Origin of the sequence: Aliirhizobium wenxiniae, assembly GCF_019511445.1 — a bacterium.
Classification (GTDB): Bacteria; Pseudomonadota; Alphaproteobacteria; order Rhizobiales; family Rhizobiaceae; genus Neorhizobium; species Neorhizobium wenxiniae_A.
Map to the genome: position 1 here is coordinate 280,453 of NZ_JAEUAN010000005.1, position 25,704 is coordinate 306,156.

Genomic DNA, 25,704 nt, shown 5'->3' on the forward strand with positions numbered 1-25,704 from the left:
TATGGATTCGTTTTTCTGGACCTACGTTTGGCCCGCACTGATCATGGTTGGTCAGTCGCTTCTGCTGCTCGTCTGCCTTCTGGTCTTAATCGCTTTCATCCTTCTGGCCGATCGTAAGGTCTGGGCAAACGTTCAGCTGCGTCGCGGTCCGAACGTCGTCGGTCCCTTCGGCCTGTTCCAGTCCTTTGCCGACCTTTTGAAGTTCGTGCTGAAGGAACCGATCATCCCGTCGGGCGCCGATAAGACGGTCTTTCTTCTCGCCCCGCTGGTCTCCGTGACGCTTGCGCTTGCCACTTGGGCGGTCATTCCGGTCAATGATGGCTGGGCCGTCGCCAACATCAATGTCGGCGTGCTCTACATCTTCGCCATCTCCTCGCTCGAAGTATACGGCGTCATCATGGCCGGCTGGGCGTCGAACTCGAAATATCCGTTCCTCGGCGCGCTCCGTTCCGCAGCCCAGATGGTGTCTTACGAAGTCTCGATCGGCATCGTCATCGTCACCGTGCTTCTCTGCGTCGGTTCGCTGAACCTGACCGATATCGTCTATGCCCAGAAGACCGGTCTCGGCACCATGCTCGGCATGCCGAACTCCTTCCTCGACTGGCACTGGTTCTCACTCTTCCCGATGTTCGTGATCTTCTTCATCTCGGGCCTTGCTGAAACCAACCGTCCGCCTTTCGATCTTCCGGAAGCAGAATCCGAACTCGTCGCCGGTTACATGGTCGAATATTCCTCGGCGCCGTACATGATGCTGATGCTGTCGGAATATGCAGCGATCATGCTGATCTGCTCGCTGACGACGATCCTCTTTTTGGGTGGCTGGCTGCCGCCGGTCGATTTCTGGCTGATCAACTGGGTCCCGGGCATCGTCTGGTTCCTGCTGAAGGTCATCTTCGTCTTCTTCGGCTTCGCCATGGCCAAGGCCATGGTGCCGCGCTACCGCTACGACCAGTTGATGCGTCTCGGCTGGAAGGTCTTCCTGCCGCTGTCGCTCGGCATGCTGGTTATTGTTGCATTCGTACTGAAACTGACGGGATGGGCAGGCTGATGATGTCTGAACACACCCGCAGCGTCACTGGAGTTTAAAGATGGCCGCACTCTCCCAAGCCGTCAATTCGCTCTTCCTGAAGGAGTTCGTCAGCGCATTTTGCCTGGCGTTCAAATATCTCTTCTTCAGGCAGAAGGCGACGATCAACTATCCGTTCGAGAAGGGGCCGGTCTCTCCGCGCTTCCGCGGCGAGCATGCGTTGCGCCGTTATCCGAATGGGGAGGAGCGCTGCATTGCCTGCAAGCTGTGCGAAGCCATCTGTCCCGCTCAGGCGATCACCATCGAAGCAGGTCCGCGCCGCAATGACGGCACCCGCCGCACGGTGCGCTACGACATCGACATGGTGAAATGCATCTATTGCGGTTTCTGCCAGGAAGCCTGCCCGGTCGATGCGATCGTCGAGGGGCCGAATTTCGAGTTTTCGACGGAAACCCGCGAAGAGCTGTATTTCGACAAGGCCAAGCTTCTGGAAAACGGCGATCGCTGGGAGCGGGAGATCGCCCGCAATATCGCGATGGACGCACCTTACCGTTAAGGCTGTGTCTGCCGGCGGCTTCGTCGCCGGTGAAATGAGGTAAGTGCCGATGTCAAAGAGGCATCGGTCGGACGGGGCGGGCGCTAAGGCCCGATCTCGACGAGGGACGAGAAGGCACGACGATGGGTCTGCACGCACTATTCTTTTATCTGTTCGCGTTCGTCGCTGTGGCGTCGGCGTTCATGGTCATTTCGGCCAAGAACCCGGTCCATTCGGTTCTGTTCCTGATCGTGGTCTTCTTCAACGCGGCAGGCCTCTTCCTGCTGACGGGGGCGGAATTCATCGCGATGATCCTGCTGGTCGTCTATATCGGCGCGGTCGCGGTTCTCTTCCTCTTCGTCGTCATGATGCTGGATGTCGATTTCGCCGAACTCAAGGCTGGCGTGCTCCAATATGCGCCGATCGGCATGCTGGTCGGCCTCATCGTTGCTGCCGAACTGATCCTCGTCGTCGGCTCCAGCGTGCTCTCGCCCGAAGCGGCATCTTCGATCACCATGCCGATCCCCGATCCGGCGGTACGATCCAACACGGCCGCCCTCGGCGACGTGCTCTACACCCACTACGTCTATTACTTCCAGATCGCCGGCCTGGTGCTTCTTGTCGCAATGATCGGCGCCATCGTGCTGACGCTGCGCCACCGCCAGAACATCAAGCGTCAGGATATTTCACGCCAGGTCGCCCGCACGCCGGAAACCGCCATCGAGGTGGTCAAGGTCAAGCCGGGCCAGGGCCTCTGAGAAAGCGGGAAAAAGGAACAGAAACATGGAAATCGGTCTTTCCCACTATCTCACGGTCAGCGCCATCCTCTTCACGCTCGGCGTTTTCGGCATCTTCCTGAACCGCAAGAACGTCATCATCATCCTGATGTCGATCGAGCTCATCCTGCTCGCGGTCAATCTCAACATGGTCGCCTTCTCGTCGTTCCTGAACGACATCGTCGGCCAGGTCTTTGCTTTGTTCATTCTGACCGTCGCGGCTGCGGAGGCCGCCATAGGTCTTGCAATTCTTGTCGTCTTCTACCGCAACCGCGGCTCGATCGCCGTTGACGACGTCAATGTGATGAAGGGCTGATCGGGTCATGATCTACAAGCTTATCGTCTTCCTTCCTCTCGTCGGCTTCCTGATCGCGGGCCTGTTCGGCCGCCAGATCGGCGCCAAGGCCTCGGAATTCGTCACCTGCGGCCTGATGGCGATCGTTGTCGTCCTGTCCTGGATCGTCTTCTTCCAGGTGGCGCTTGGTTCCCAGGAAACCATGAGCGTCGAAGTCCTGCGCTGGATCCAGTCCGGCAATATCGACGTCTTCTGGGCGCTGCGCATCGACACGCTGACGGCCGTCATGTTCGTCGTCGTCAACACGGTGTCCTTCCTCGTGCATGTCTATTCCATCGGCTACATGCACACCGACCCGCACCGTCCGCGCTTCTTCGCCTACCTGTCACTCTTCACTTTCACGATGCTGATGCTCATCACGTCGGATAACCTGCTGCAGATGTTCTTCGGCTGGGAAGGCGTCGGTCTCGCATCCTATCTGCTGATCGGTTTCTGGTACGATCGTCCGTCGGCCAACGCTGCGGCGATGAAGGCCTTCATCGTCAACCGCGTCGGTGACTTTGGCTTCATGCTCGGCATTGCCGCCGTCTTCGTCATGTTCGGCTCGATCAATTTCGAAACGATCTTCGCCAATGCCGGCACCTATCTGCCGGCCGAAGGTTCGCCGGAAGCTGGCCGCGTCGTGTTCGATGTGTGGTTCCTGCACCTTACCCGCGAAGGCGCGCTCACCGTTGCCTGCCTGCTGCTCTTCATGGGCGCTATGGGCAAGTCGGCGCAGTTCCTGCTGCACACCTGGCTACCGGACGCCATGGAGGGCCCGACCCCGGTCTCGGCTCTCATTCACGCCGCAACCATGGTTACCGCCGGCGTCTTCCTCGTTGCGCGCATGTCGCCGCTGTTCGAACTGTCGCCGGATGCGCTGACCGTGGTCACCATCATCGGCGCGATCACCGCCTTCTTCGCCGCGACCGTCGGCCTGGTGCAGAACGATATCAAGCGCGTCATCGCCTATTCGACCTGCTCGCAGCTCGGCTACATGTTCGTAGCACTCGGCGTCGGCGCTTATGGCGCAGCGATCTTCCACCTCTTCACCCACGCCTTCTTCAAGGCGCTTCTGTTCCTATGCGCCGGATCGGTCATCCATGCCGTCGATGGCGAACAGGACATGCGCAAGATGGGTGGTTTGAGAAAACACATCCCGGTCACCTTCTGGATGATGACGATCGGCACGCTGGCGCTGACCGGCGTCGGCATCCCGTTCACGCCGATCGGTTTTGCCGGTTTCTTCTCCAAGGACGTCATCATCGAGGCATCCTACGCCTCGCACTCGGCGGTCTCGGGTTTTGCCTTCACGCTTCTCGTCATCGCGGCGCTGTTCACCAGCTTCTATTCCTGGCGTCTTGCCTTCCTCACCTTCTTCGGCAAGGAGCGGGCGGGCCACGAGGTCATGCATCATGTGCATGAAAGCCCGAATGTCATGCTCATCCCGCTCTACGTTCTGGCGGTGGGCGCGGTTTTGGCGGGCGTGATCTTCAAGGGCATGTTCTACGGTGACGCCTACGACACCTTCTGGAAGGGCGCGCTCTTCACCTCCGAACACAACGAACTGCTGCACGAATTCCACCACGTGCCGTTCCTGGTCGTGCTGTCGCCCTTCATCGCCATGCTGATCGGCTTCTTCACCGCCTGGTATTTCTACATCAAGTCGCCGGAAACGCCGAAGAAGCTCGCAGCCGCTCAGCCGGGCCTCTACAAGTTCCTGCTCAACAAGTGGTACTTCGACGAACTCTACGACTTCCTGTTCGTCCGTTCTTCCAAGGCGATCGGCCGCTTCTTCTGGCAGAAGGTCGATGTCGGCACGATCGACCACTTCGGACCCAACGGCGTTGCCGCCCGCGTCGTTGACACTGCCAACCGCGTCGTGCGCATGCAGACCGGCTACCTCTATCACTATGCCTTCACGATGCTGCTTGGCGTCGCTGCCCTGATTACCTGGATGATGCTCGGGAGTTCTGTCTGATGACCGATTGGCCTATTCTTTCCACGGTCACCTTCCTCCCGATGGTGGGCGTGCTGTTGCTGGTGTTCACCCGCGACGACACCGACGACGGTCGCCAGAACGTCATGATCATCTCGCTGATCACGACGATCATCACCTTCCTCCTGTCGCTGGTCGTCTGGTACGGCTTTGACGGCACCAGCGCCGACTACCAGATGGTTGAGCAGTATTACTGGCTCGGCAAGGGCATCAGCTATCATATCGGAGTCGATGGCCTCTCCGTCATGTTCGTCGTGCTGGCGACCTTCCTCATGCCCTTCGGCGTGCTGACCAGTTGGAAGGCGATCACGCTGCATGCGCGTGAATACATGATCGCCTTCCTGATCCTGGAAGTGCTGATCGTCGGCGTCTTCGTGTCGATGGACCTCGTGCTCTTCTATGTCTTCTTCGAAGCGAGCTTGATCCCGATGTTCCTCATCATCGGCGTCTGGGGCGGCCCGCGCCGCATCTACGCGTCGATGAAGTTCTTCCTCTATACGCTGGCCGGTTCGGTCTTCATGCTGGTCGGCATTCTGGTCATGTATGCGGAAGTCGGCACCACCTCCATTCCGGTCCTGCTTGCCTACAAGTTCTCGCCGGAAATGCAGTATTGGCTGTTCCTGGCCTTCTTCCTGTCCTTCGCCGTCAAGGTGCCGATGTGGCCGTTCCACACTTGGTTGCCGGATGCGCACGTCGAAGCCCCGACGGCAGGCTCGGTCGACCTTGCGGCTCTGCTCCTGAAATTCGGTGGCTACGGCTTCCTGCGTTTCTCGCTGCCGATGTTCCCGCTGGCATCCGACTATTTCACCCCGATGATCCTGACGCTCTCGGTCATCGCCATCATCTACGCATCGCTCGTCGCCCTGATGCAGACCGACATCAAGAAGATGATCGCCTATTCCTCCGTCGCTCACATGGGCTACGTGACGATGGCAATCTTTGCGGTCAACCAGCAGGGCCTGCACGGTGCGATCTTCCAGATGCTGTCACACGGCGTCATCTCCGGCGCTCTCTTCCTCTGCGTCGGTATCGTCTACGAGCGCACCCATACGCGTAACATCGGCGATTACGGCGGCCTCGTGCATCGCATGCCGAAATACGCGCTGGCCTTCCTGATCTTCACCATGGCCAATGTCGGCCTGCCGGGCACCTCCGCCTTCGTCGGCGAGTTCCTGGCGACGGTCGGCGTCTTCCGTGTCAGTGTCTGGACGGCCTTCTTTGCCACGACAGGTGTCGTTCTCTCCGCCGCCTACATGCTGTGGCTCTACCGCCGCATGATCTTCGGTCAGGCGAAGTCGCCGCTGATGCAGGGCCTTGTGGACATCTCCTTCCGCGAGCATTGCATCGTCTGGCCGCTGATCGTTGTGACCATCTTCTTCGGCATCTATCCTGCGCCGGTCTTCGATGCCTCCGCAGCCACTGTCGATAGAATCGTAACCAACTACCATGCGGCCATCCAGGCCGTGGCGACCGCTGCTCAGGCTGCGAATTGATGACGGGACAGATAAGACTATGACTCCTGAACTCCTCTCTCAAAGTCTGCAGTTTGCCCTGCCTGAAATCATCCTGGCGGTCGGCGCACTCGTGCTTCTCATGATGGGTGTCTTCATCGGCGAAAAGGCGAACCAGCTCATTTCCGGGCTGTCCATCGCACTTCTTGCCGTCGTCGGCCTGCTGATCACGGTTTCCACCGGCAATGGCGAAGCTTTCGGCGGCGCCTTCATCGTCGATCCCTTCGCGCGTTTCATGAAGGTCGCGGCAATCGCCGGTTCGATCTTCGCGCTCGCCATGTCTGCCGTTCAGGGCAAGGCCATGCAGCTCGACAAGATCGAGTATCCGGTCCTGCTGGTCATCTCGACGCTCGGCATGCTGCTTCTGATCTCGGCCAATGACCTGATCGCCTTCTATCTCGGCCTCGAGCTGATGTCGCTGGCGCTCTATGTCGTCGCCGCCTTCAACCGTGACAGCCTGCGCTCGACGGAAGCCGGCCTGAAATATTTCGTTCTCGGCGCGCTGTCTTCCGGCATGCTGCTTTACGGCATGTCGCTGGTTTACGGCTTCACCGGCAATACCGGCTTCCAGGAAATCGCCACCGTGCTCTCCTCGGAAACCCGTGGCCTCGGTCTCGTCTTCGGCATGGTCTTCATGCTCGCCGGCGCCTGCTTCAAAATCTCCGCCGTTCCCTTCCACATGTGGACGCCGGACGTTTATGAAGGCGCACCGACGCCGGTCACGGCATTCTTTGCCGCTGGCCCGAAGATTGCCGCCATGGCGATCCTCATCCGCTTGACCTCGGAAACCTTCTTGCCGATCATCGCTGACTGGCGCCAGATCATCGTCTTCGTGGCGATCGCCTCCATGGCGCTTGGTTCCTTCGCAGCCGTCGGCCAGAAGAACATCAAGCGCCTGATGGCCTATTCCTCCATCGGTCACATGGGCTTCGCGCTTGTCGGCCTGTCGGCGGGCAGCGAAAGCGGCGTCTCAGGTGTTGCCCTTTACATGCTCATCTACATGATGATGTCCTTCGGCACCTTCGCCTGCATCATGTCGATGCGCCGTCCGGATGGCACCTATGTCGAGGAGATCGACGAGCTTGCCGGCCTCTTTGCCAGAAAGCCGTTCATGGCAGTGGTGCTGACGGCGCAGATGTTCTCCATGGCAGGCATCCCGCCGCTGGCAGGCTTCTTCGCCAAGTATTACGTCTTCCTGGCAGCCGTCGAAGCAGGCCTCTTCACGCTTGCCGTTGTCGGCTTCCTGATGTCGGTCGTTGCAGCCTACTATTACCTGCGCATCGTCAAGCTGATGTGGTTTGATGAGCCCAAGGGCGAGTTCGAACGCACGCCCGGTGAGTTGCGCTTCATCTTCGGCATTTCCGGCCTGCTGATCACAACCTACATCCTCTATGGCGGCCCGATCGGCTCTGCGGCGGATGCTGCAGCACGGTCCTTCTTCTGAGGATGGCGGGAGAGACGAGCCGCTTCTCGCTCGAAGCTTTCCGCCATGTCGCCTTCGACGACATAGGATCCACGAATAGCGAATGTCTCGCCCGCGCTCGCGCGGGCGATCCCGGTTTGTTGTGGGTGACAGCCGCCCGCCAGACCGAAGGGCGTGGCCGCCGCGGTCGCGCCTGGACCTCGGAGCCCGGCAATCTCTACGCCTCGCTGCTGTTGATCGATCCGGCTCCGATGGAACGTGTCGCCTCTCTGCCGCTGGCCATCGCCGTTGCCGTTCATGATACGGTGAAGACGGTCCTGCCGCCAGGTGATGCCGCCCTGCAGGTAAAGTGGCCGAACGACATCCTGATCAATCGCAAAAAGACCTGCGGCATCCTGCTTGAGGGCGAACCGCTCCCCGGCGGCAAACGGGCGCTGGTCATCGGCATCGGCATCAATATCCGCCATATGCCGGACAGCGCGCCCTATGGCGTGACCCGCCTTGCCGATCACGGTGCGGCGATTTCGCCGGATGAACTTTTCGCCCATCTTTATCAGTCAATGGCTTTGGCGCTGGAAGTGTGGGATGAGGGTAAGGGCACGGCCGAGATCGTTCGCCGCTGGCGGGAGGTCGCCTGCGGTGTCGGCGAGCGCATCACCGTCAATCTTCCCGATCGCTCACTGGAGGGAAGATTTGCCGGGATCGATGATGGCGGCCTGCTGTTACTCGACATGGGGGCCGAAATGGGGGGTGGACAAGTCCGGCCGATCGCGGCAGGGGATGTATTCTTTACAAGAACGGAATAAGAAGAAGAATGGCTAAGCAAGACGAACTGGTGTTTCTGCCGCTGGGCGGCGTGGGCGAGATCGGCATGAACCTCGCTCTCTATGGCTATGGGCCGGCAGAGAAGCGCCAGTGGATCATGGTCGATGCGGGCGTAACCTTCCCGGGTCCCGATCTTCCGGGTGTCGATCTGGCGCTTCCCGATATCCGCTTCCTCGCCAAGCAGCGCAACAATCTCAAGGGCATTATCATAACCCATGCCCATGAAGACCATTATGGCGCGCTGAACGATCTCTGGCCGGGCCTCAACGTTCCCGTCTATGCCTCGCCTTTCACCGCCGGCATGCTGGAAGCCAAGCGTAAGTACGAAGGCGACCGCGCCGAAATCCCGATCACCATCTTCAAGGCCGGCGATCGCATCAATGTCGGCCCGTTCGAGATCGAGGCCGTCGGCGTCAACCATTCCATCCCCGAGCCGATGTCGCTGGTCATCCGCACGCCGCTTGGCAATGTCGTCCATACCGGCGACTGGAAGATCGACGCCAAGCCGACGCTCGGGCCTCTCACCGATGAGCAGCGTTTCCGCGCCATCGGCGACGAAGGTGTTCTCGCTCTGATGTGCGACAGCACCAACGCCCTGCGCGAAGGCGTGTCGCCGTCAGAAGAAGAAGTCTCCGCCGGCCTGCAGAAGGTCATCGAAGAAGCCGAGGGCAGGGTGGCCGTCACCACCTTCTCGTCCAATGTCGGCCGTATCCGCTCGATCGCGGAAGCCGCAAATGCAGCCGGCCGTGAAGTCCTGCTGCTTGGTTCGTCGCTGAAGCGCGTCGTCAACGTCGCCCACGACATCGGCATCATGGAAGGCCTCAAACCCTTCATCGCGGAAGATGAATACGGTTATATCCCGCGCGACAAGGTGGTCGTCATCCTCACCGGCAGCCAGGGTGAATCGCGTGCGGCGCTGGCAAAAATTTCCCGCGACGAGATGCGCCATGTGGCGCTCACCAAGGGCGATACGGTCGTCTTCTCGTCTCGCACCATTCCGGGCAATGAAAAGCCGATCATCGAGATCAAGAACGCGCTGATCGAACAGGGCATCAAGATCGTCACCGATTCCGATGCGCTGGTCCACGTTTCCGGCCACCCGCGCCGCAACGAACTCCTGAAAATGTACGAGTGGACCCGCCCGCAGATCCTCGTGCCCGTTCACGGCGAGGCAGCCCACCTGACTGCCCAGGCCGAACTCGGCGCATCCGCCGGCATTGCGACCATCCCGCGCGTCCGCAACGGCAATATCCTTCGCCTAGCTCCCGGCCCGGCGGAAGTCATCGACGACGCCCCCTTCGGCCGCATCTTCAAGGATGGCAAGCTGATCGGTGACATGGATGAGATGGGCATCAGCGATCGCCGCAAGCTCTCTTTCGTCGGCCATGTCTCGGTCAATATCCTGCTCGACCAGCGCTACGAATTCCTGGCCGATCCCGACCTCGTCTCCTACGGCCTGCCGGAATTCGACGATGAGGGCGAGGACATGGACGATGGCCTTTATGACGCCGTTCTCGGCGCCGTCGAAAGCATCGCGCGCGCGCGCCGCAAGGATCTCGATACGGTCCGCGAATCCGTCCGCCGTGCGGTGCGCTCGGCCGCCAACATCGCCTGGGGCAAGAAGCCGGTGGTGACGGTGTTTGTCACGAGGGTGCAGTAGGCAGCTTGCCTGTCGCCCGGAGTGCAGTGAACTGCACTCCGCCTCTGTGCGCAGAGCTAGGTCACGGCGGTGGGGCCGTACCTTCTAGAGCAATTCCAGCAAAAGTGAGAACCGGTTTTGCGTCCGGAATTGCGTTAAAACAAAGAGATAGGGCAGTTTCGCGTTTCGAACGAAGGCGGAAATGCTCTAGGGGCGCTTACGTAGAGTCTGTTGCGCAAAAGTGCGCAGCGGTTTTGCGCGATAGACATCCGATAAAACAATGCCTGAAGCGCGTGAGCGAATTTGCGGGATCGCGATATGCTTTAGCGCTTCACTCGGTCATAATGGAACTTCGACAGACGTTCTTTGCCCCGTCAGCATCCAGAGACGAGATGACCGTGATGAGAAAAACACTGATTTTCTTGGCCGTTGCAACGCTTACGGCCTGCAGTGCTACCGCCGATCCCGAATTGGTCGCACGCGATTACGGATCTGACATCGCGCCAATCTCGGGCAGTATCACATACGGCGGTCAACCTCGAAGCCGTCTTACCAAGGCACCCGTCGGCAGCAGCTTCGATCATGAATTTTACAACAGCTTCGGCAACCGGGTTGTTGAACGCTACCGAATACAGCCGGATCGAAGCCTCAAAATCGTTAGCCGTCAGATATTCAACCTGCCATCGGACAGTTGAGGCGTTTACGGACAGAAGGCGCCAGCCGTCGGATGCGGTGCGGCACCTGTCGAAACGCGGGTGTCTGAAATAGGAGAGATCACATGCTTGGCCGCGTCAACCACATCGCCATCGCCGTCCCGATCCTTGATGAGGCGGCAGCACTTTATCGCGATACGTTTGGTGCAAAGGTCTCTGCCCCGCAAGCGCTGCCCGAACACGGTGTCACCGTGGTTTTCGTCGAGCTTGCCAACACCAAGATCGAACTGCTCGAACCGCTCGACGACGCGTCCCCGATCGCCGCCTTCCTCGAACGCAATCCGTCGGGCGGCATCCACCACATCTGCTACGAAACGGCAAATATCACAGCCGCAGCCGAAAGGCTGAAAGCGACCGGCGCGCGCATTCTCGGTGACGGAAAGCCCAAGATCGGCGCCCATGGAAAGTCGGTCCTTTTCCTCCACCCGAAGGATTTCAACGGCACGCTGATTGAGCTGGAAGAAGTCTGATGCATGGCGATATAACAAATAAAACAATGGCTCCGAGAAAAGCCCGGAATCATTTTGTCAGCCGCTTCAACCACCTGTTCCGCTGATAAAGCGATGTGACGGAGCCATTTCATGCCAATCCTGACGATCGCCGCGATCTACTTCATCCTCTGGTGGACAGTCCTTTTCATCGTCCTTCCGCTCGGCTATCGCAGCCAGCACGAGGAAGGAGAGGTGACGCTCGGAACGGTGGAAAGTGCCCCGGCAAAATTCCGCGGCGGACGAGTGATCCTGCTCACCACGCTGATCTCGGCAGCGATCTATCTGGCCTATCATCTGGCGTCGGTCTATTTCGGCTTTGGTATCGGCAGCATCCCCGATATCGTGCCGCGCTTCCCGCAATAGATACCAGGGTACGGTGGTAACTCTCAGATGAGGAGGTTTCGTCATTCCAGGCTGCCGAAAGGCAAAAAAAAACAAGGCGTTGAAGCCTTGTTTTTTAGTTTCGCGTGATCCTAACCGTTGCCGGGGCAGCGTCGAGCGCGCCTAAGATCTGATCCTCCCAAGACTTTACCGCGATTGGCAAGAATTTGAACTTCATGCCTGTTTTATGGGCTGAAACTAGCTCATAGGTTGGGCTTTGTCATCCTCTTTTTTTGTATTTTTGTGACACGTGTGGAAAAAATTGCCTTTGGCGCATTTGTCGCACCCTGGCTTTCATCAAAAACACATTTTTAGCTCGTCTTGAGCGATTTGCCGCTTCGCTCATCCACCACCTTTTCACCTGTAGCTGGGTTTTCTTAAACGCGGGGAACCGGTAATAAGCCACGCAAATGGTCTTCAATTCGGCCGATTCCTGCGTGATGCGGAAGGCCAAGCAAAAGTCGGAAATCACCATGCGCCTGTCCCGCTATTTTATGCCCATCCTGAAGGAAAATCCCAAGGAAGCGGAAATCGTTTCCCACCGCCTGATGCTGCGTGCGGGCATGATCCGCCAGCAGAGCCAGGGCATCTATTCCTGGCTGCCGCTCGGCAAGAAGGTGCTGGACAAGGTCAACGCTATCGTCCGCGAGGAGCAGAACCGCGCCGGTGCTATCGAACTCATCATGCCGACACTGCAATCCGCCGAACTCTGGCAGGAAAGCGGCCGTTACGAGGCCTATGGCAAGGAAATGCTGCGCATCCAGGACCGTCAGGAGCGCCCGATGCTCTACGGCCCGACCAATGAGGAAATGGTCACGGATATTTTCCGCTCCTATGTCAAATCCTACAAGAGCCTGCCGCTCAACCTCTATCATATCCAGCTGAAGTTCCGTGACGAGATCCGCCCGCGCTTCGGCACCATGCGCTCGCGCGAATTCCTGATGAAGGATGCCTATTCCTTCGACATGACCCGCGAAGACGCGATCCATTCCTATAACAAGATGTTCGTCGCCTACCTGCGCACCTTCGCGCGGCTCGGCATGCGCGCCATCCCGATGCGTGCCGATACCGGCCCGATCGGTGGCAACCACAGCCACGAATTCATCATTCTGGCCGATACCGGCGAATCGGAAGTCTTCAGCCACAAGGCCTTCACCGATTTCGACATTCCGGCCGAAAACACAGATTTCGATGATGTCGCAGGCCTGCAGGCGATCTTCGACAAATGGACCTCGGTCTATGCCGCAACGTCCGAAATGCATGACGAGGCAGCCTTCAACGCCATCCCGGACGGCGACCGCCTGTCCGCCCGCGGCATCGAGGTCGGCCATATCTTCTATTTCGGCACAAAATATTCCGAGCCGATGGGCGCCAAGGTTCAGGGTCCGGACGGCAAGGAACATCCTGTCCACATGGGATCCTACGGCATTGGCCCGACCCGCCTTGTTCCCGCCATCATCGAAGCATCGCATGATGAAAATGGCATCATCTGGCCCGAATCGGTTGCCCCCTTCGATGTCGTGGTGATCAACATGAAGCCGGGCGACGCCGCCTGCGACCAGCTGTCGGAAAAGCTCTACGCTACGCTCGGCAATGCCGGCAAGGATGTGCTTTACGACGACACGGACGATCGCGCCGGCACCAAGTTCGCCACCGCCGATCTGATCGGCGTGCCGGTCCAGATCATCGTCGGCCCGCGCTCTGCGGCTGTTGGCGAGGTCGAAGTGAAGGACCGCAAGACCGGTGCGCGCGAAGTGATGACGTTTGAGGCCGCACTCAACCGGGTAACCGGCTGATAACACTACCGTTCGGGTTTCCGGCCGGATGAAGGAATTGGGTGTGGATGAAGCCGTGAAAGGTTCAATCCACACCGATCAAGACGAGGAAACGTGAATGGCGAGTGCCGCGGCGGTTGAGGAAAAGCAGAAGGTCGAGAAGGTCCCGAGTGCCGGCGCCTTTTCAGGCTTCGAGCGCATGGTCGCCTGGCGTTACCTGCGCTCGCGCCGCAAGGAAGCCTATATCTCGGTCATCGCCGGCTTTTCCTTCATCGGCATCATGCTGGGGGTCGCGACCCTCATCATCGTCATGGCGGTAATGAACGGTTTTCGCACCGAACTTATCTCCCGCATCCTCGGCATCAACGGTCACATGATCGTCCAGCCGGTCGATACGCCGTTGAACGACTATGCCGAGCTGACGAAGAAATTCTCGGCCGTTCCCGGCGTCAGGATGGCCCTGCCGCTGGTCGAGGGCCAGACGCTCGCCTCCGGCCGCGGTGGTGCGGGTTCCGGTGCTCTGGTCCGCGGCGTTCGCGCCGAAGATCTGGAAAAGCTCACCGAAGTCGCGGGCAATATCAAGCAGGGCGATATCGTCGGTTTCGCCTCGGGGCAGGGCGTTCTGGTCGGCTCCAGGCTTGCCGCACAGTTAGGGCTGAATGCCGGTGACCAGATCACGCTCATCTCGCCGGAAGGCGACGTGACGCCGATGGGCGTCAATCCGCGCGTCAAATCCTACACGATTTCGGGTATATTCGAAATCGGCATGTCGGAATACGACGCGACGATCATCTACATGCCGCTCGAGGAATCGCAGCTCTATTTCAATGCTGAAGGCATCGTCCAGTCGATCGAGCTTTTCATCAACGATCCTGAAGCCGTTGATCAACTGCGCCCGAAGATCGAGGAAGCCGCCGGCCGCCAGATCTTCATCACCGATTGGCGCCAGCGCAACCAGACCTTCTTCTCGGCGCTTCAGGTCGAACGCAACGTCATGTTCATGATCCTGACGCTGATCGTGCTGGTCGCCGCTCTGAACATCATTTCCGGCCTCATCATGCTGGTAAAGGACAAGGGCTCCGACATCGCCATCCTGCGCACCATGGGCGCAAGTTCCGGCGCGATCATGCGCATCTTCTTCATGACCGGGGCTGCGATCGGATTGGTCGGCACGCTTGCGGGCGTGGCGCTGGGTGTCGTCGTCTGCCTCAATATCGAAAGCATCCGGCAGTTCTTCTCCTGGCTTTCGGGCACGGTCCTGTTCAACCCTGAGCTCTATTTCCTCAGCGAACTGCCCGCTGAAATGAGCGTCAGCGAAACCGTTTCCGTTGTCGCCATGGCGCTGACGCTATCCTTCATCGCCACCATTTTCCCGGCATGGCGGGCCTCCAGGCTCGATCCTGTCCAGGCGCTTCGCTACGAATAGGATCCCATCACCTCATGGCACCTCGCAAATCCGTACTGAAGCTTGCCAATGTCGAACGCCATTATGGCCAGGGAGAAACGACGCTTTCCATTCTGAAAGGCGCTGATTTCGAACTGGTGAGCGGTGAGATCGTCGCGCTTGTCGCCCCATCCGGTACCGGCAAGTCGACACTCCTGCATCTGGCCGGCCTTCTGGAACACCCCGATGCGGGAGACGTGTTCGTCGGTGGAAGATCCTGCAACGATCTTCCTGACGACCAGCGCACCGCCATCCGTCGGGCTGAAATCGGCTTCGTCTATCAGTTCCACCATCTCCTGCCGGAGTTTTCGGCGGTGGAAAACATCATGATGCCGCAACTGATCGGCGGCCTGTCCAAGGCCGAGGCGAAGGAGAGGGCGGCTCAGCTTCTCGATTACATGCGCATCGGCCACCGTGCCGAACATCGCCCGGCCGAACTCTCCGGCGGCGAGCAGCAGCGTGTCGCTATCGCCCGCGCCGTTGCCAATGCGCCCCGCCTGTTGCTGGCTGACGAACCGACCGGCAATCTCGATCCGAAGACTGCATCTTATGTCTTCGATGCGCTTGAGGCTCTGGTGCGCCAGTCCGGCCTTGCAGCCCTGATCGCCACCCACAACCACGAACTCGCCGCCCGGATGGACCGTCGCGTTACGCTGGAAGGCGGCAAGGTGGTGGAGTTTTAAGGCTCTCCACGCCGACTGGTTGAGTTTTGACCCTAAAGCTTGGCTGCTTTTCTCAGATCGTCGTTCAGGCGGCTTTGCCATCCTTTACCGGTCGCCTTGTAGTGGGCGATGATGTCGGGGTCGAGGCGAACCGAAATCTGCTGTCTGGGATTGTCGACAGGAGGGCGGCCCCGTTTCCTCGCTCGATCGATGCTTGCAGCCAGATCCGGCAGCGCTTCACGGAACGGTCTCCCCTGTGATAGCTGCTCCTCGGTAAGCTCTGGATTGTCGGGGTCCGACAGGATGGAGCTTTGAATTTCCGCTTCCTCATGATCGCTTAAACGGCGTTTCATCGAGAATTTAGGTGCCATATCTTGCCCTTTCATTTCTGCTGGCTGGCCGCATAGAGATGACGGAAATGGCCTCTGAGCCGAGTGGCTTGAAGATCACGACAATGACGATCTGTCCGCGAAAGATACCAATTGCAGCAAGACGCCCATTTTTCGCTGGATAGACGGTCGAACCTTCGAAGAAGTCCATATCGAGGTCGGCAAAATCCAGGCCAAAATGCCTGTTGATATTGGTTCGCCGTTTGATCTCATCATAAGTGATGATCATGTCCATAAATGTATCACGTTTAATCTGTGCGTCAAATATCCAGCCATGCCTGGATGATAGCCGTGCATATTCCTGCAGGTCATGGACGCCAAATCAATCACTTAGCGACTTCTTCATCCCCGCCCTCAAATCCCGTGCCTACAATGCCCGCGTTCGCTTCGGCTACACCGGTCCGCATAACCGGCGAGGCGGGACCGGTGATCGGATAGGCTGCCCTTATGCAGGCGGACCGTCCGGGGCCGCGCAGAAAATGGTCTGCCTCTCCTCATCGCAGGGGATGTGCGTGTGTCGCACACATATCGGTCCGGCAGCTCGCAAGAGCATAGGTCCGGATCGCCGCAGACGGACCGGAGTTGCGCGGAAAAACACACCGAACGGGACACGGCGTGTGTCATTTATAAAAATTCAATTCGAGGCACCCGACGTGTCCCGGCCGAAACGAAAAAGCCAAACGCACCAAGGGGGGACTCCGTCTTTCTGTCCATCTGCCGTTAGGATTTTGTTCACTATCGGGCCGGGGATATGGCGCAAAATTCGTTTCCTGTTTGTTCTATTGTTGACTCTCGTACAAAAAGAGAACAAATTAAAAACATAACGAACACGGGAGACAACGATGACTGACCTTCTTCGTGATATTGCCGCTTTCGCATCCATCGCAACCTTCGTCGCTACGCTATCGATGCTGATGATTGCCATGTGACCTGCTTCGGCGCCCGCGCCGGGCGCCGCTGCCTCTGCAATGCGCCGCCGAAAACCGTTGAGCGGTGAATTCAAAACTGGACTTGAGCCGTCGCGCACTTGAAAATAGAGCGATTGAATCACAGGTACGGCGACGGATATGGCGGAACAGGCAAAGACAGGATCGACAGACGAAATCCTCGGGGAGACCCCGCAATTCGTCCACCTGCGCCTGCATTCGGCCTTTTCCCTGCTTGAAGGCGCTCTTCCGCTCAAGAAAGTCTTGGGCAAGGCCGTCGCGGACAATCAGCCCGCGATTGCCATAACCGACACCAACAACCTCTTCGTCGCGCTCGAATTCGCCCAGAAGGCGACCGGTGATGGCATTCAGCCTATCATTGGCTGTCAGCTGTCGATCGACATGCAGGATCAGGAAGAGGATCGTCGTGGCAATCAGCTTACCAAGCTGCCGGCAATCGTTCTTCTCGCCGCAAATGCCGAAGGCTATGAGCGACTGGTCGATCTCGTCAGCCGCGCCTATCTCGGCGGCGAGGGAGTAAGCGAAACACATATCTGCGCCTCCTGGCTGGACGAGCTGGGCACAGCCGGTCTGATCGCATTGACCGGCGCGGCATCCGGTCCGGTGGACAGGGCGATCCGTGAAGGGCATCCAGCGATTGCGGTCCAGAGGCTCTCGCGTCTGAAAAATCTCTTTGGCGACCGGCTCTATCTCGAACTGCAGAGACATGGTTCCTATGACCGACGTCACGAGCATCGCATGGTCGATCTGGCCTACGAACATGACGTTCCGCTGGTTGCAACCAACGAGGCCTATTTCCCGACCAAGGGCGATTACGATGCGCATGATGCGCTCATGGCGGTTGCCCATGGCGCCATCGTTTCGGACGATAGCCGTTTTCGCCTGACGCCGGATCATTACCTGAAAAGCCGCGCTGAAATGGCCAAGCTTTTCGCCGATCTGCCGGAAGCGCTGGAAAATACCGTCGAGATCGCCCGCCGCTGCTCCTTCATTCTGAAGACGCGCAACCCCATCTTGCCGCGCTTCACCGGTGTCAGCGATCATCCGGAAGAAGATGAGCGCAAGGAAGCGGCCGAGCTGCGTCGCCAGGCGGTCGAGGGCCTCGATCATCGCCTTGAGGAACTTGGGCTTAGTGCCGGCTTCACCGAGAAGGACTACCGCGAGCGTCTGGACTTCGAGCTTTCGATTATCGAGCGCATGAAGTTTCCGGGCTACTTCCTCATCGTTGCCGACTTCATCAAATGGGCCAAGCAGCACAATATCCCGGTCGGTCCCGGCCGTGGTTCCGGCGCGGGTTCGCTGGTCGCCTATGCGCTGACCATTACCGACGTCGACCCGCTGCGGTTTTCGCTTCTGTTCGAACGCTTCCTCAATCCGGAACGCGTCTCGATGCCCGACTTTGATATCGACTTCTGCCAGGATCGCCGTGAAGAGGTGATCCGCTATGTGCAGCGCAAATATGGCCGCGAGCAGGTGGCGCAGATCATCACCTTCGGTTCGCTGCAGGCCCGTGCCGCTTTGCGCGACGTCGGTCGCGTGCTCGAAATGCCCTATGGTCAGGTCGACCGCATCTGCAAGCTGGTGCCCAACAACCCGGCGAACCCGACGCCGCTCTCCAAGGCGATCGAAGAAGAGCCGAAATTCCAGGAAGAGGTGGACAAGGAGCCGGTCGTCGGCCGTCTTCTCGATATCGCCCAGAAGATCGAGGGCCTTTACCGCCACGCCTCGACCCACGCCGCCGGCATCGTCATCGGCGACCGTCCGCTGTCGAAACTGGTGCCGATGTATCGAGACCCGCGCTCGGACATGCCGGTCACCCAGTTCAACATGAAATGGGTCGAGCAGGCCGGTCTCGTCAAATTCGACTTTCTCGGCCTGAAAACACTGACCGTCTTGAAGACGGCCGTGGATTTCTGCCGCAAACGTGACATCCATGTCGATCTGGCAAAGATCCCGCTCGACGACAAGCTGACCTATGAAATGCTGTCGCGCGGCGAAACGGTCGGCGTGTTCCAGGTGGAAAGTGCCGGCATGCGCAAGGCGCTGATCGGCATGAAACCCGACTGTATCGAGGACATCATTGCGCTTGTGGCGCTCTATCGTCCGGGTCCGATGGAAAACATCCCGACCTACAACGCCCGCAAGCATGGCGAAGAAGAGATCGAATCCGTTCACCCGTCGATCGACTATCTGCTGAAGGAAACCCAGGGCGTTATCGTCTACCAGGAGCAGGTCATGCAGATCGCTCAGGTTCTGTCGGGCTATTCGCTCGGCGAAGCCGACCTTCTGCGCCGCGCCATGGGTAAGAAAATCAAGGAGGAGATGGACAAGCAGAGCGAGCGTTTTGTTGACGGCGCCGTCAAGAATGGCGTCTCCAAGCCGCAGGCGAAGAACATCTTCGAACTGCTCGCCAAGTTCGCCAACTACGGCTTCAACAAGTCCCACGCCGCGGCCTACGCCATCGTCTCTTACCAGACGGCCTATATGAAGGCGCATTATCCGGTCGAGTTCCTCGCCGCGACCATGACCTACGATATGGGCAACTCGGAAAAGCTTAACGATTTCCGCGAGGATGCCGGTCGCCTCGGCATCAAGGTTTTTCCGCCGTCGGTCCAGACCTCGTTCCGTCATTTCGAAACGGGCGAGGCGAGGATCTACTACGCGCTTGCCGCCATCAAGGGTGTCGGTGAATCGGCCGTCGAGCACATCACCGAAGTCCGCGGTGACAAGCCTTTCGCCGGCATCGAGGATTTCTGCATGCGGGTCGATCCCAAGCAGGTCAACCGCCGCGTTCTGGAAAGCCTGATCTCCGCCGGTGCTTTCGATTGCTTCGGCCATGACCGCGCCCAGTTGATCGCCGGCCTTGACCGGATCATCGGTTATATGCAGCGCGCCCAGGGAGAAAAGATCTCGGGCCAGTCCGATTTCTTCGGCTCAGGCTCCAGCAGTGGCCCGGAAAAGCTCATCCTGCCGACATTCAATCCCTGGATGCCGTCGGAAATGCTGATGCGCGAATATCAGGTTCTGGGCTTCTATCTGTCGGCCCACCCGCTCGATACCTACAAGGATGTCCTGTCGAAGCTCCGAGTGCAGACCTTTGCCGATTTCGCCACCTCCGTCCGCCAGGGGGCGACCGCCGGCCGTCTTGCCGGCACGGTGACCGGTCGTCAGGAACGCAAGACCAAGACCGGCAACAAGATGGGCATCATCACCTTTTCGGATTCATCCGGCCAGTTCGAAGCCGTGCTGTTTTCCGAGGCGCTGGCGCAATATCGCGATCTGCTGGAACCCGGAAAATCTCTGGTCATCACCGTTCAGGCCGACGAGCGGCCGGAGGGCATTGGCCTGCGCATCCAGACAGCCCAGTCGCTGGAAGAGCAGTCGATCCGCATGCAGAAGGCGCTGCGCGTCTTTGTCCGCGATTCAGGCCCCCTGAAGACGGTCGCCAATCACCTGAACATGCGCGGTGAGGGGCTGGTTTATTTCATCGTCATCAAGGAAGACGGCCGCCGCGAGATCGAGGTGGAACTGACGCAGAGATATCGCCTGTCGCCGGAAATGGCCGCTGCGCTGAAGGCTGCTCCTGGCGTGCTGGATGTCGAACTCGTCCAGTAACAGGTTGTGTCGCCCGCGTGACTTCTCGGAGTTATGGTAGACTTTACAGGTGGGTTTCCCCACGAGTTTCACCAGCCTCGGGATGATTGTCGCTGGCCAGCTTGACCTGATTTCGGCCGGCATTCTTCGCGCTATAGAGCGCCAGGTCTGCCTGTCGATAAGCCTCGGCCAATCCGCCGACCGTTGCCAGGGGAGAGACGCCGAAACTCGCCGTGACGGTCAGGCTTTCGGGAAGGTCCGGCAGGGTCATTGCCGCACCGCGCAAAGCCTGTGCAAAGAGAACCGCGGAGCCGATTTCGGTTTCCGGCAGGAAAATTGCGAATTCCTCGCCGCCGATACGCCCGAGTGCCGCTCTCTTGGGCGCGCTATCATTCATCAGCTGACCAAAACCTTTGATCACCAGATCTCCGACATGATGCCCATAGGTGTCGTTGATACGCTTGAAATGGTCGAGGTCGCAGAGGATCACGGCGTGGTTGCCATTCGGTGCTTTGTCCAGAAAGACTTGAACTTGCCGATCGAACCCGCGTCTGTTGGCGAGTGCCGAAAGCGTGTCTCTCTCTGATTCACTTCTCTGATCCGCCATGATCTCGAGCACGAGCGCAGCAAGCAGAGTGAGCCCCACGGCGACGACGAGGATGGCTGTCGCGCTTTGAGAGATCAGCGCATAGTTGGTGTGGATATAGTCCTTTGCGATTGTGCCGGACCCGACGAATATCGCGAGACCCGCCTTGGCGAAGAAATGCAGGCCGGTGATCATCATCAGGATGCCGAGAAAGCGGTCGATCATCTGCCGCCCGCGGGATGAAAGTACGACGAATGCGCTATCGAGAATTACGACCGCAAACGGGCTCTGGTAGGAAAATGCCTGCAGCGGCGTTCCACGCGGCAGGTCATAGATCACATAACTCAGCGTGATGCTTGCAGCGATGAAGAACGTCGCGATGCGTTTGTCGAGCTGCCGACCGTAGAGATGCCCGATACCGACCCTGAGCAGCATCATGCCGATCAGAACTGTCGCGAAAGCGCCCAGCGCCCAGATTTTCGAATTGCTCGCATAGGCGACCAGAAGCTCACAGAGCGCTGATAGCGATGCAATGCCGAACCCGGCAGCAAACCAGAGGGCCGCCCGGCGAGATCGGCTGCGAGTGGCAACAACGGCAAAGACCGCGCTGAAACAGACTGCGACGACGAAATTTACGCCAAGGAAGAAAGCGACACCGTTCATCGATCCATCGCAACGGTCATGAGGCACCCCGGTATCTGTGCGTGTGCCTTAATGAGTAGAAAAACAAATTCTTGTCGCTCGCTTATATCGGTAGCCGAACTGCGATCAATTAGCAGATATATCAATGGATAATTTGCTCTTCGCGATCCGTACGGAAACGTCATCGCCGATGGATGAACGCCTTGAAGGCCCATCCTCCCCGGAGGACGGTCATGGAAGAAAAACAACACATAACCGTCCAGCACTGATGGAAGCGTAACACGTGGGGGACACGAGTTTCGGGGGTACTTCCATGTCGCCTAGGTAGAAATCGAACATGGTCGCAATGTGACGTGGTGAAAGCTTTGTTGTTCGACTTTCGTCTATGTGCCGCCTTGACGAACATTCGCATCGCAACTTCTTGGCTGCGATGCGGTGTGTCTAAGCAAGTTTCGATGGCTATCGCACTTGCGGAGAGCCGATTTTCTCCAATTAATACAGACCGATACCGCCGATATATGAATCTCTTTTCGAACGGCGCACAGGCTTCGGTTGGCTCTGGTTCAGGCCTGCCTGGGCAATATTCGCCTGGGAACGGGTCAGCGTCACGAAGTCGGTACCCTTGCCGGTCTCAGGGCCAAGGCCCTGGTCGGTTATCGTCAGCGACGTGCCATTTGTCATCAGTTCGCCGATCCGTTCGCGCACCTCTTTCGAAATATCGAGACGATCAAGCGCCGCTACCGCCGCATTCGGCAGGTTGGCATCGCTCGGTTTGTCGATGCCGAGCTGCTTCATCTCGTCCTCGGTCATTTCGTTCTTCAACGTGACGGCATGCCATTCCGCCGTCTCCGCATTCCGCTCAAGGTGGTCTGCGGTGAAGAAATGCGTGCCGAGCGCCTGTTCCGGGTCCTTGATGCCGATCGGCGCTTCGAACAGCGGCTCGAAATTGCGGCGCACCAGGATCTGCCCGGCCGGAGGTGCATTTTCTCCCGCAGAATTATAAAGCGCAGCGAGGAATTCCTTGCTGATCAGCGTCCCGCCGCTCGGAAGGCCCTTCCACCGCTTGTAGCCGGCGATCGCTTCGCGTGTCATCGGGCCTGCAATGCCGTCCGCAACGCCTGCATCGAAGCCGAGATCCGTCAGATGGGTCTGGACATCGAGCATGGTCTCGCGCGCACCGCGGCGATGGATGAGGATGCGTAAGGGTGCGGCATCTTCGGGAACAACCGCCTGCAGTGAGCCGGTCGGCATCGGATCCGTGCCGGCCATCGCCACATCGTAAGATCCGTCCGCGGCCTTCTTCATCGCGGTCGGGCGCAGATCTGTATTCGGAAACAGGGGCTCCGAAGGCAGACGCTTCAGCGGTACGAAGAGATTGGCGTTGTCGATTTTGACCGGCTTCACCGGTGCATCGGAAATCACCACATGCACGCCGCGCTCGGTCATGTCGTAGATTGCTTTGGCGGTACCCGTCGGAATACGAACGCAGCCATGCGATGCCGGGTAGTTCGGCACGTTACCCTCGTGAAGCGCGATGCCGGACCATGTCAGGCGCTGCATGAAGGGCATGGGCGCGTTCGAATAGATGTTGGATTCGTGATACTTGCGCTTCTCGAGAATGGAGAAGATGCCGCTCGGCGTGGTGTGCCCCGCCTTGCCGGTGGAGACCTTCGAAGTCGTGACGACCTTTTCGCCGTCATAGACCGTCATCGACTGCTGGTCTTTCGAAACGATGATCTGAAGTGTTGCGGTGTCGGCAAAAGCAGACTGAGAAAGGATGGTCCCGGACAGGAGTCCGAGGCTGAACAAAACGCCACGCAACATGAAGACCTCTTACGCATTACAATGGCCCGCAATTTAGCGTGTTAAACTTAATGAAAATTTTCTGAAAAGTGGCGGGATCGTGTCAAATCATCACGTTCCTGCGATTTCGAAACAAATTCTGAAGACGCCGCAACAGGTCTATCGACGCTTTTCGCCAAACGTATATCCGGTCTCGACCGCTGCCTTGCCGAACTTGTTGCGGAGCTTGTCCATGGCCGCCTCTGCAGCGGCCCGCCTTCCTGCCTGTTGGTCCACCAGATCCGGCGGATCGGCAAGCGCCGGATCGCAAAGATCGGCCACCCCTATGCCGAGAAGACGAAACTTCGTGCCGTCCGTTTCCTTCTCCATCAGCGAAAGGCCGGTGCGGAAAATCCTGTCGGCAAGCTGGGTGGGATCCTCCAGCCGCTTGTTGCGCGTCCGGCTCTTGAAATCGGCGGTCTTCATCTTGAGCACGACCGTGTGGCCGGCAATCTCATGTTTCTTCAATCGCGCCGAAACTTTTTCAGACAGCCGCCGCAGTATCGGCACCAGGTCGTCGTGGCGGGAAATGTCATCGAAGAAGGTTGTTTCGGCGGAAACGCTTTTGGCTTCGTCATTGGTATGGACTTCACGTTCATCCATGCCGCGCGCCAACCGGTAGAGGCGCTGCCCCATGGAGCCGTAGCGGCGCATCAGGTCGCTTTCCTCCATCTGCTGCAACTGGCCGATCGTTCTGATGCCGTCGGCCTCAAGCGTGCTGTTGAAAGCCTTGCCGACACCCCAGATCGTGGTGACGGGGCGGGGGGCGAGAAAGTCTTTGGCTTCTGCCTCGCCAATGACGGAAAAGCCGCGCGGCTTCTGCAGGTCGGACGCGACCTTGGCGAGGAACTTGCAATAGGAAAGGCCGATGGAAATCGAAATCCCGAGTTCGCTTTCGACGCGCCGCGCGAACCTGGCGAGGATACGCGCCGGTGGATCGCGGTGCAGGCGTTCGGTGCCGGCCAGTTCGAGAAACGCCTCATCGATCGACAGAGGTTGGACGAGCGGCGTAAGCTCCATCATCATCTCCCGCACCTGCCGGCCGACACTGACATATTTCTCCATGTCTGGCCGGATCACGACGGCATTGGGGCAGAGTTCCAGTGCCTTGAACATCGGCATGGCCGATCTGACACCGCTGATGCGCGCTATGTAACAGGCCGTGGATACGACACCGCGCTTGCCGCCACCGATGATAACCGGCTTGTCGGCAAGCTCCGGATTATCCCGCTTTTCGATCGTCGCATAAAAGGCGTCGCAATCAATATGCGCCAGCGTCAGGTCGTAGAGTTCACGGTGATAAAGGAGACGCGGCGAGCCGCATTTGCGACAACGGCGCGTTTCGACCTTCTGCTCGGCAAGGCAGTCGCGACAGAAACCGGTTAGTGGATCGACAGAAGATGTCATGTCAGGAACAAAGATTGAACATCGGCACGATAAGCCGCATTCGGGCGACACTCAAGAGTGCCGACGGCCGTCCACATTCATTTGTTCACGCTGCAAACCTGCCTGATGCGAAGCCTTAAGATTGGCTGATATGCGTGCGAATGAGATCTCCTGCCTGCGCCCATCCCATCGCTCGAACAATGCCGTCATCCGGTTTTGGCGCCAGAAGATGCAGCGGGGAATCCGGCATCATGTGCAGCACGAGGCAGTTGTCGACATGATCCCGCACCGAGTGAAGGTTATGCGCCATGTCGTCGATAAAGACCGAGGGCAGGGGGCGTTCGCCGTGGATGCGACGCATCACCGGCCCTTTCGGTTCTTCCGTTGCGACAAGCGGGAAGTCGAAGCCGAGGCGGTCAAGCAGGCGACGGCGCGGCTCGCTATAGCGTGGCGGCATTGCGGTGAGGAACAGCACATCCGCTTCCGCCCCGAGCGCATTGAGCGTGTCGAGAGCCAGATCGAAGGGTGTTTGCCATTCTTCTTGGCTCTCGAAGAAGGAGCCGATCAGCTGTTTGACGGCGAGGTCTTCGATGGCAATCTCCGTGCCGACCGAAACGATATTGCCGGTGAGCCGGAATGAGCGCGGCAGCAGCTCCAGTCCATCTCTTTTCAGATAGTCTTCGAAAGGCGCGAAGAATTGCAGGACCACGTCATCCACGTCGCAGACGATAAGCGGCCGGTCTTTCAGGCTGAGATGTGAAAGGTCTAGGATTTCTCTCATGA

At 58.7% G+C, this 25,704-nt stretch carries 23 protein-coding genes; 16 read left to right on the forward strand and 7 right to left on the reverse strand.

Annotated elements, in window-relative coordinates:
* The first annotated feature begins 1 nt into the window (after position 1).
* The 12 genes from nuoH (at position 2) to JNB91_RS08970 (ending at position 11,636) form a co-directional block, all read left to right on the forward strand.
* Positions 2-1,048, forward strand: coding sequence for an NADH-quinone oxidoreductase subunit NuoH (gene nuoH, locus JNB91_RS08915; protein ID WP_220325145.1), 1,047 nt, complete (start codon positions 2-4; stop codon positions 1,046-1,048).
* Positions 1,049-1,088: 40 nt separating this feature from the next.
* Complete coding sequence (gene nuoI, locus JNB91_RS08920) at positions 1,089-1,583, forward strand: NADH-quinone oxidoreductase subunit NuoI (RefSeq protein WP_112511599.1); 495 nt, start codon at positions 1,089-1,091, stop codon at positions 1,581-1,583.
* A 122-nt stretch (positions 1,584-1,705) separates the two neighbouring features.
* Complete coding sequence (locus tag JNB91_RS08925; protein WP_220325146.1) at positions 1,706-2,320, forward strand: NADH-quinone oxidoreductase subunit J; 615 nt, start codon at positions 1,706-1,708, stop codon at positions 2,318-2,320.
* A gap of 25 nt (positions 2,321-2,345) precedes the next feature.
* On the forward strand, positions 2,346-2,654 hold the full coding sequence (nuoK, locus tag JNB91_RS08930; protein WP_112511603.1) for an NADH-quinone oxidoreductase subunit NuoK: 309 nt from the start codon (positions 2,346-2,348) through the stop codon (positions 2,652-2,654).
* A gap of 7 nt (positions 2,655-2,661) precedes the next feature.
* Positions 2,662-4,653 (forward strand): NADH-quinone oxidoreductase subunit L, encoded by a 1,992-nt coding sequence (nuoL, locus tag JNB91_RS08935; protein WP_220325147.1) that lies wholly within the window; start codon positions 2,662-2,664, stop codon positions 4,651-4,653.
* Positions 4,653-6,164 carry an NADH-quinone oxidoreductase subunit M gene (locus tag JNB91_RS08940; RefSeq protein ID WP_220325148.1) on the forward strand — a complete coding sequence of 504 codons (1,512 nt, stop codon included), beginning with the start codon at positions 4,653-4,655 and terminating at the stop codon, positions 6,162-6,164. Before nuoL ends, JNB91_RS08940 begins: the two co-directional genes overlap by 1 nt.
* Before the next feature lie 19 nt (positions 6,165-6,183).
* A complete protein-coding gene (gene nuoN, locus JNB91_RS08945; RefSeq protein WP_220325149.1) occupies positions 6,184-7,626 on the forward strand; it encodes an NADH-quinone oxidoreductase subunit NuoN in 1,443 nt (480 codons plus the stop codon).
* Positions 7,627-7,628: 2 nt separating this feature from the next.
* Positions 7,629-8,411: a biotin--[acetyl-CoA-carboxylase] ligase gene (locus JNB91_RS08950; RefSeq protein ID WP_220325150.1), complete on the forward strand. Its 783-nt coding sequence runs from the start codon at positions 7,629-7,631 to the stop codon at positions 8,409-8,411.
* Between the two features lie 8 nt (positions 8,412-8,419).
* Entirely contained in the window at positions 8,420-10,090 is a 1,671-nt protein-coding gene (locus JNB91_RS08955; protein WP_220325151.1) for a ribonuclease J, read from the forward strand.
* A gap of 380 nt (positions 10,091-10,470) precedes the next feature.
* Entirely contained in the window at positions 10,471-10,764 is a 294-nt protein-coding gene (locus JNB91_RS08960) for a hypothetical protein (RefSeq protein ID WP_220325237.1), read from the forward strand.
* Between the two features lie 83 nt (positions 10,765-10,847).
* A complete protein-coding gene (gene mce / locus JNB91_RS08965) occupies positions 10,848-11,252 on the forward strand; it encodes a methylmalonyl-CoA epimerase (protein ID WP_220325152.1) in 405 nt (134 codons plus the stop codon).
* 111 nt (positions 11,253-11,363) lie between these two features.
* Positions 11,364-11,636 carry a DUF1467 family protein gene (locus JNB91_RS08970; RefSeq protein ID WP_220325153.1) on the forward strand — a complete coding sequence of 91 codons (273 nt, stop codon included), beginning with the start codon at positions 11,364-11,366 and terminating at the stop codon, positions 11,634-11,636.
* 238 nt (positions 11,637-11,874) lie between these two features.
* Here JNB91_RS08970 and JNB91_RS08975 read toward each other — a convergent pair whose 3' ends face one another.
* On the reverse strand, positions 11,875-12,129 hold the full coding sequence (locus JNB91_RS08975; protein ID WP_220325154.1) for a hypothetical protein: 255 nt from the start codon (positions 12,127-12,129) through the stop codon (positions 11,875-11,877).
* Here JNB91_RS08975 and proS point away from each other — a divergent pair.
* From proS to JNB91_RS08990, 3 genes are all read left to right on the forward strand, one after another.
* Positions 12,128-13,450, forward strand: a complete 1,323-nt coding sequence (gene proS / locus JNB91_RS08980) for a proline--tRNA ligase (RefSeq protein WP_220325155.1) — start codon at positions 12,128-12,130, stop codon at positions 13,448-13,450. The genes JNB91_RS08975 and proS overlap by 2 nt on opposite strands.
* 97 nt (positions 13,451-13,547) lie before the next feature.
* Positions 13,548-14,855: a lipoprotein-releasing ABC transporter permease subunit gene (locus JNB91_RS08985; protein ID WP_220325156.1), complete on the forward strand. Its 1,308-nt coding sequence runs from the start codon at positions 13,548-13,550 to the stop codon at positions 14,853-14,855.
* 14 nt (positions 14,856-14,869) lie between these two features.
* Positions 14,870-15,556 (forward strand): ABC transporter ATP-binding protein, encoded by a 687-nt coding sequence (locus JNB91_RS08990; RefSeq protein WP_220325157.1) that lies wholly within the window; start codon positions 14,870-14,872, stop codon positions 15,554-15,556.
* Positions 15,557-15,588: 32 nt separating this feature from the next.
* On the opposite strand, the gene JNB91_RS08995 is transcribed toward JNB91_RS08990, so the two are convergent.
* Both JNB91_RS08995 and JNB91_RS09000 read right to left on the reverse strand, forming a co-directional pair.
* Positions 15,589-15,906: a BrnA antitoxin family protein gene (locus JNB91_RS08995; RefSeq protein ID WP_220325158.1), complete on the reverse strand. Its 318-nt coding sequence runs from the start codon at positions 15,904-15,906 to the stop codon at positions 15,589-15,591.
* Positions 15,896-16,153: a BrnT family toxin gene (locus JNB91_RS09000; RefSeq protein ID WP_220325238.1), complete on the reverse strand. Its 258-nt coding sequence runs from the start codon at positions 16,151-16,153 to the stop codon at positions 15,896-15,898. Before JNB91_RS09000 ends, JNB91_RS08995 begins: the two co-directional genes overlap by 11 nt.
* Before the next feature lie 838 nt (positions 16,154-16,991).
* Between JNB91_RS09000 and dnaE the strand changes: the two genes are divergently transcribed.
* The gene (dnaE, locus tag JNB91_RS09005; protein WP_220325159.1) at positions 16,992-20,486 is read left to right on the forward strand and encodes a DNA polymerase III subunit alpha; all 3,495 of its coding nucleotides are present in this window, start codon (positions 16,992-16,994) and stop codon (positions 20,484-20,486) included.
* A gap of 43 nt (positions 20,487-20,529) precedes the next feature.
* Here the strand turns inward: dnaE and JNB91_RS09010 are convergent, their stop codons facing one another.
* The 4 genes from JNB91_RS09010 to JNB91_RS09025 all read right to left on the reverse strand — a co-directional run bounded on the left by JNB91_RS09010 (position 20,530) and on the right by JNB91_RS09025 (position 25,702).
* A complete protein-coding gene (locus JNB91_RS09010; RefSeq protein WP_220325160.1) occupies positions 20,530-21,714 on the reverse strand; it encodes a GGDEF domain-containing protein in 1,185 nt (394 codons plus the stop codon).
* Between the two features lie 471 nt (positions 21,715-22,185).
* Entirely contained in the window at positions 22,186-23,517 is a 1,332-nt protein-coding gene (locus tag JNB91_RS09015) for a L,D-transpeptidase family protein (RefSeq protein ID WP_220325161.1), read from the reverse strand.
* Positions 23,518-23,655: 138 nt separating this feature from the next.
* Entirely contained in the window at positions 23,656-24,942 is a 1,287-nt protein-coding gene (locus tag JNB91_RS09020) for a DNA polymerase IV (RefSeq protein WP_220325162.1), read from the reverse strand.
* Positions 24,943-25,057: 115 nt separating this feature from the next.
* Positions 25,058-25,702, reverse strand: coding sequence for a hypothetical protein (locus tag JNB91_RS09025; protein ID WP_220325163.1), 645 nt, complete (start codon positions 25,700-25,702; stop codon positions 25,058-25,060).
* Positions 25,703-25,704 lie beyond the last annotated feature (2 nt).

Coding starts and splice junctions, on each gene's coding strand:
- JNB91_RS08975 (WP_220325154.1), bottom strand. CDS start 12,129: ATGGTGATTTCCGACTTTTGCTTGGCCTTCCGCATCACGCAGGAATCG.
- JNB91_RS09020 (WP_220325162.1), bottom strand. CDS start 24,942: ATGACATCTTCTGTCGATCCACTAACCGGTTTCTGTCGCGACTGCCTT.
- nuoL (WP_220325147.1), top strand. CDS start 2,662: ATGATCTACAAGCTTATCGTCTTCCTTCCTCTCGTCGGCTTCCTGATC.
- mce (WP_220325152.1), top strand. CDS start 10,848: ATGCTTGGCCGCGTCAACCACATCGCCATCGCCGTCCCGATCCTTGAT.
- nuoH (WP_220325145.1), top strand. CDS start 2: ATGGATTCGTTTTTCTGGACCTACGTTTGGCCCGCACTGATCATGGTT.
- JNB91_RS08985 (WP_220325156.1), top strand. CDS start 13,548: ATGGCGAGTGCCGCGGCGGTTGAGGAAAAGCAGAAGGTCGAGAAGGTC.
- JNB91_RS09025 (WP_220325163.1), bottom strand. CDS start 25,702: ATGAGAGAAATCCTAGACCTTTCACATCTCAGCCTGAAAGACCGGCCG.
- JNB91_RS09000 (WP_220325238.1), bottom strand. CDS start 16,153: ATGATCATCACTTATGATGAGATCAAACGGCGAACCAATATCAACAGG.
- nuoI (WP_112511599.1), top strand. CDS start 1,089: ATGGCCGCACTCTCCCAAGCCGTCAATTCGCTCTTCCTGAAGGAGTTC.
- nuoN (WP_220325149.1), top strand. CDS start 6,184: ATGACTCCTGAACTCCTCTCTCAAAGTCTGCAGTTTGCCCTGCCTGAA.
- JNB91_RS08990 (WP_220325157.1), top strand. CDS start 14,870: ATGGCACCTCGCAAATCCGTACTGAAGCTTGCCAATGTCGAACGCCAT.
- proS (WP_220325155.1), top strand. CDS start 12,128: ATGCGCCTGTCCCGCTATTTTATGCCCATCCTGAAGGAAAATCCCAAG.
- JNB91_RS09015 (WP_220325161.1), bottom strand. CDS start 23,517: ATGTTGCGTGGCGTTTTGTTCAGCCTCGGACTCCTGTCCGGGACCATC.
- JNB91_RS08955 (WP_220325151.1), top strand. CDS start 8,420: ATGGCTAAGCAAGACGAACTGGTGTTTCTGCCGCTGGGCGGCGTGGGC.
- JNB91_RS08995 (WP_220325158.1), bottom strand. CDS start 15,906: ATGGCACCTAAATTCTCGATGAAACGCCGTTTAAGCGATCATGAGGAA.
- JNB91_RS08925 (WP_220325146.1), top strand. CDS start 1,706: ATGGGTCTGCACGCACTATTCTTTTATCTGTTCGCGTTCGTCGCTGTG.
- JNB91_RS09010 (WP_220325160.1), bottom strand. CDS start 21,714: ATGAACGGTGTCGCTTTCTTCCTTGGCGTAAATTTCGTCGTCGCAGTC.
- JNB91_RS08940 (WP_220325148.1), top strand. CDS start 4,653: ATGACCGATTGGCCTATTCTTTCCACGGTCACCTTCCTCCCGATGGTG.
- JNB91_RS08950 (WP_220325150.1), top strand. CDS start 7,629: ATGGCGGGAGAGACGAGCCGCTTCTCGCTCGAAGCTTTCCGCCATGTC.
- JNB91_RS08970 (WP_220325153.1), top strand. CDS start 11,364: ATGCCAATCCTGACGATCGCCGCGATCTACTTCATCCTCTGGTGGACA.
- JNB91_RS08960 (WP_220325237.1), top strand. CDS start 10,471: ATGAGAAAAACACTGATTTTCTTGGCCGTTGCAACGCTTACGGCCTGC.
- dnaE (WP_220325159.1), top strand. CDS start 16,992: ATGGCGGAACAGGCAAAGACAGGATCGACAGACGAAATCCTCGGGGAG.
- nuoK (WP_112511603.1), top strand. CDS start 2,346: ATGGAAATCGGTCTTTCCCACTATCTCACGGTCAGCGCCATCCTCTTC.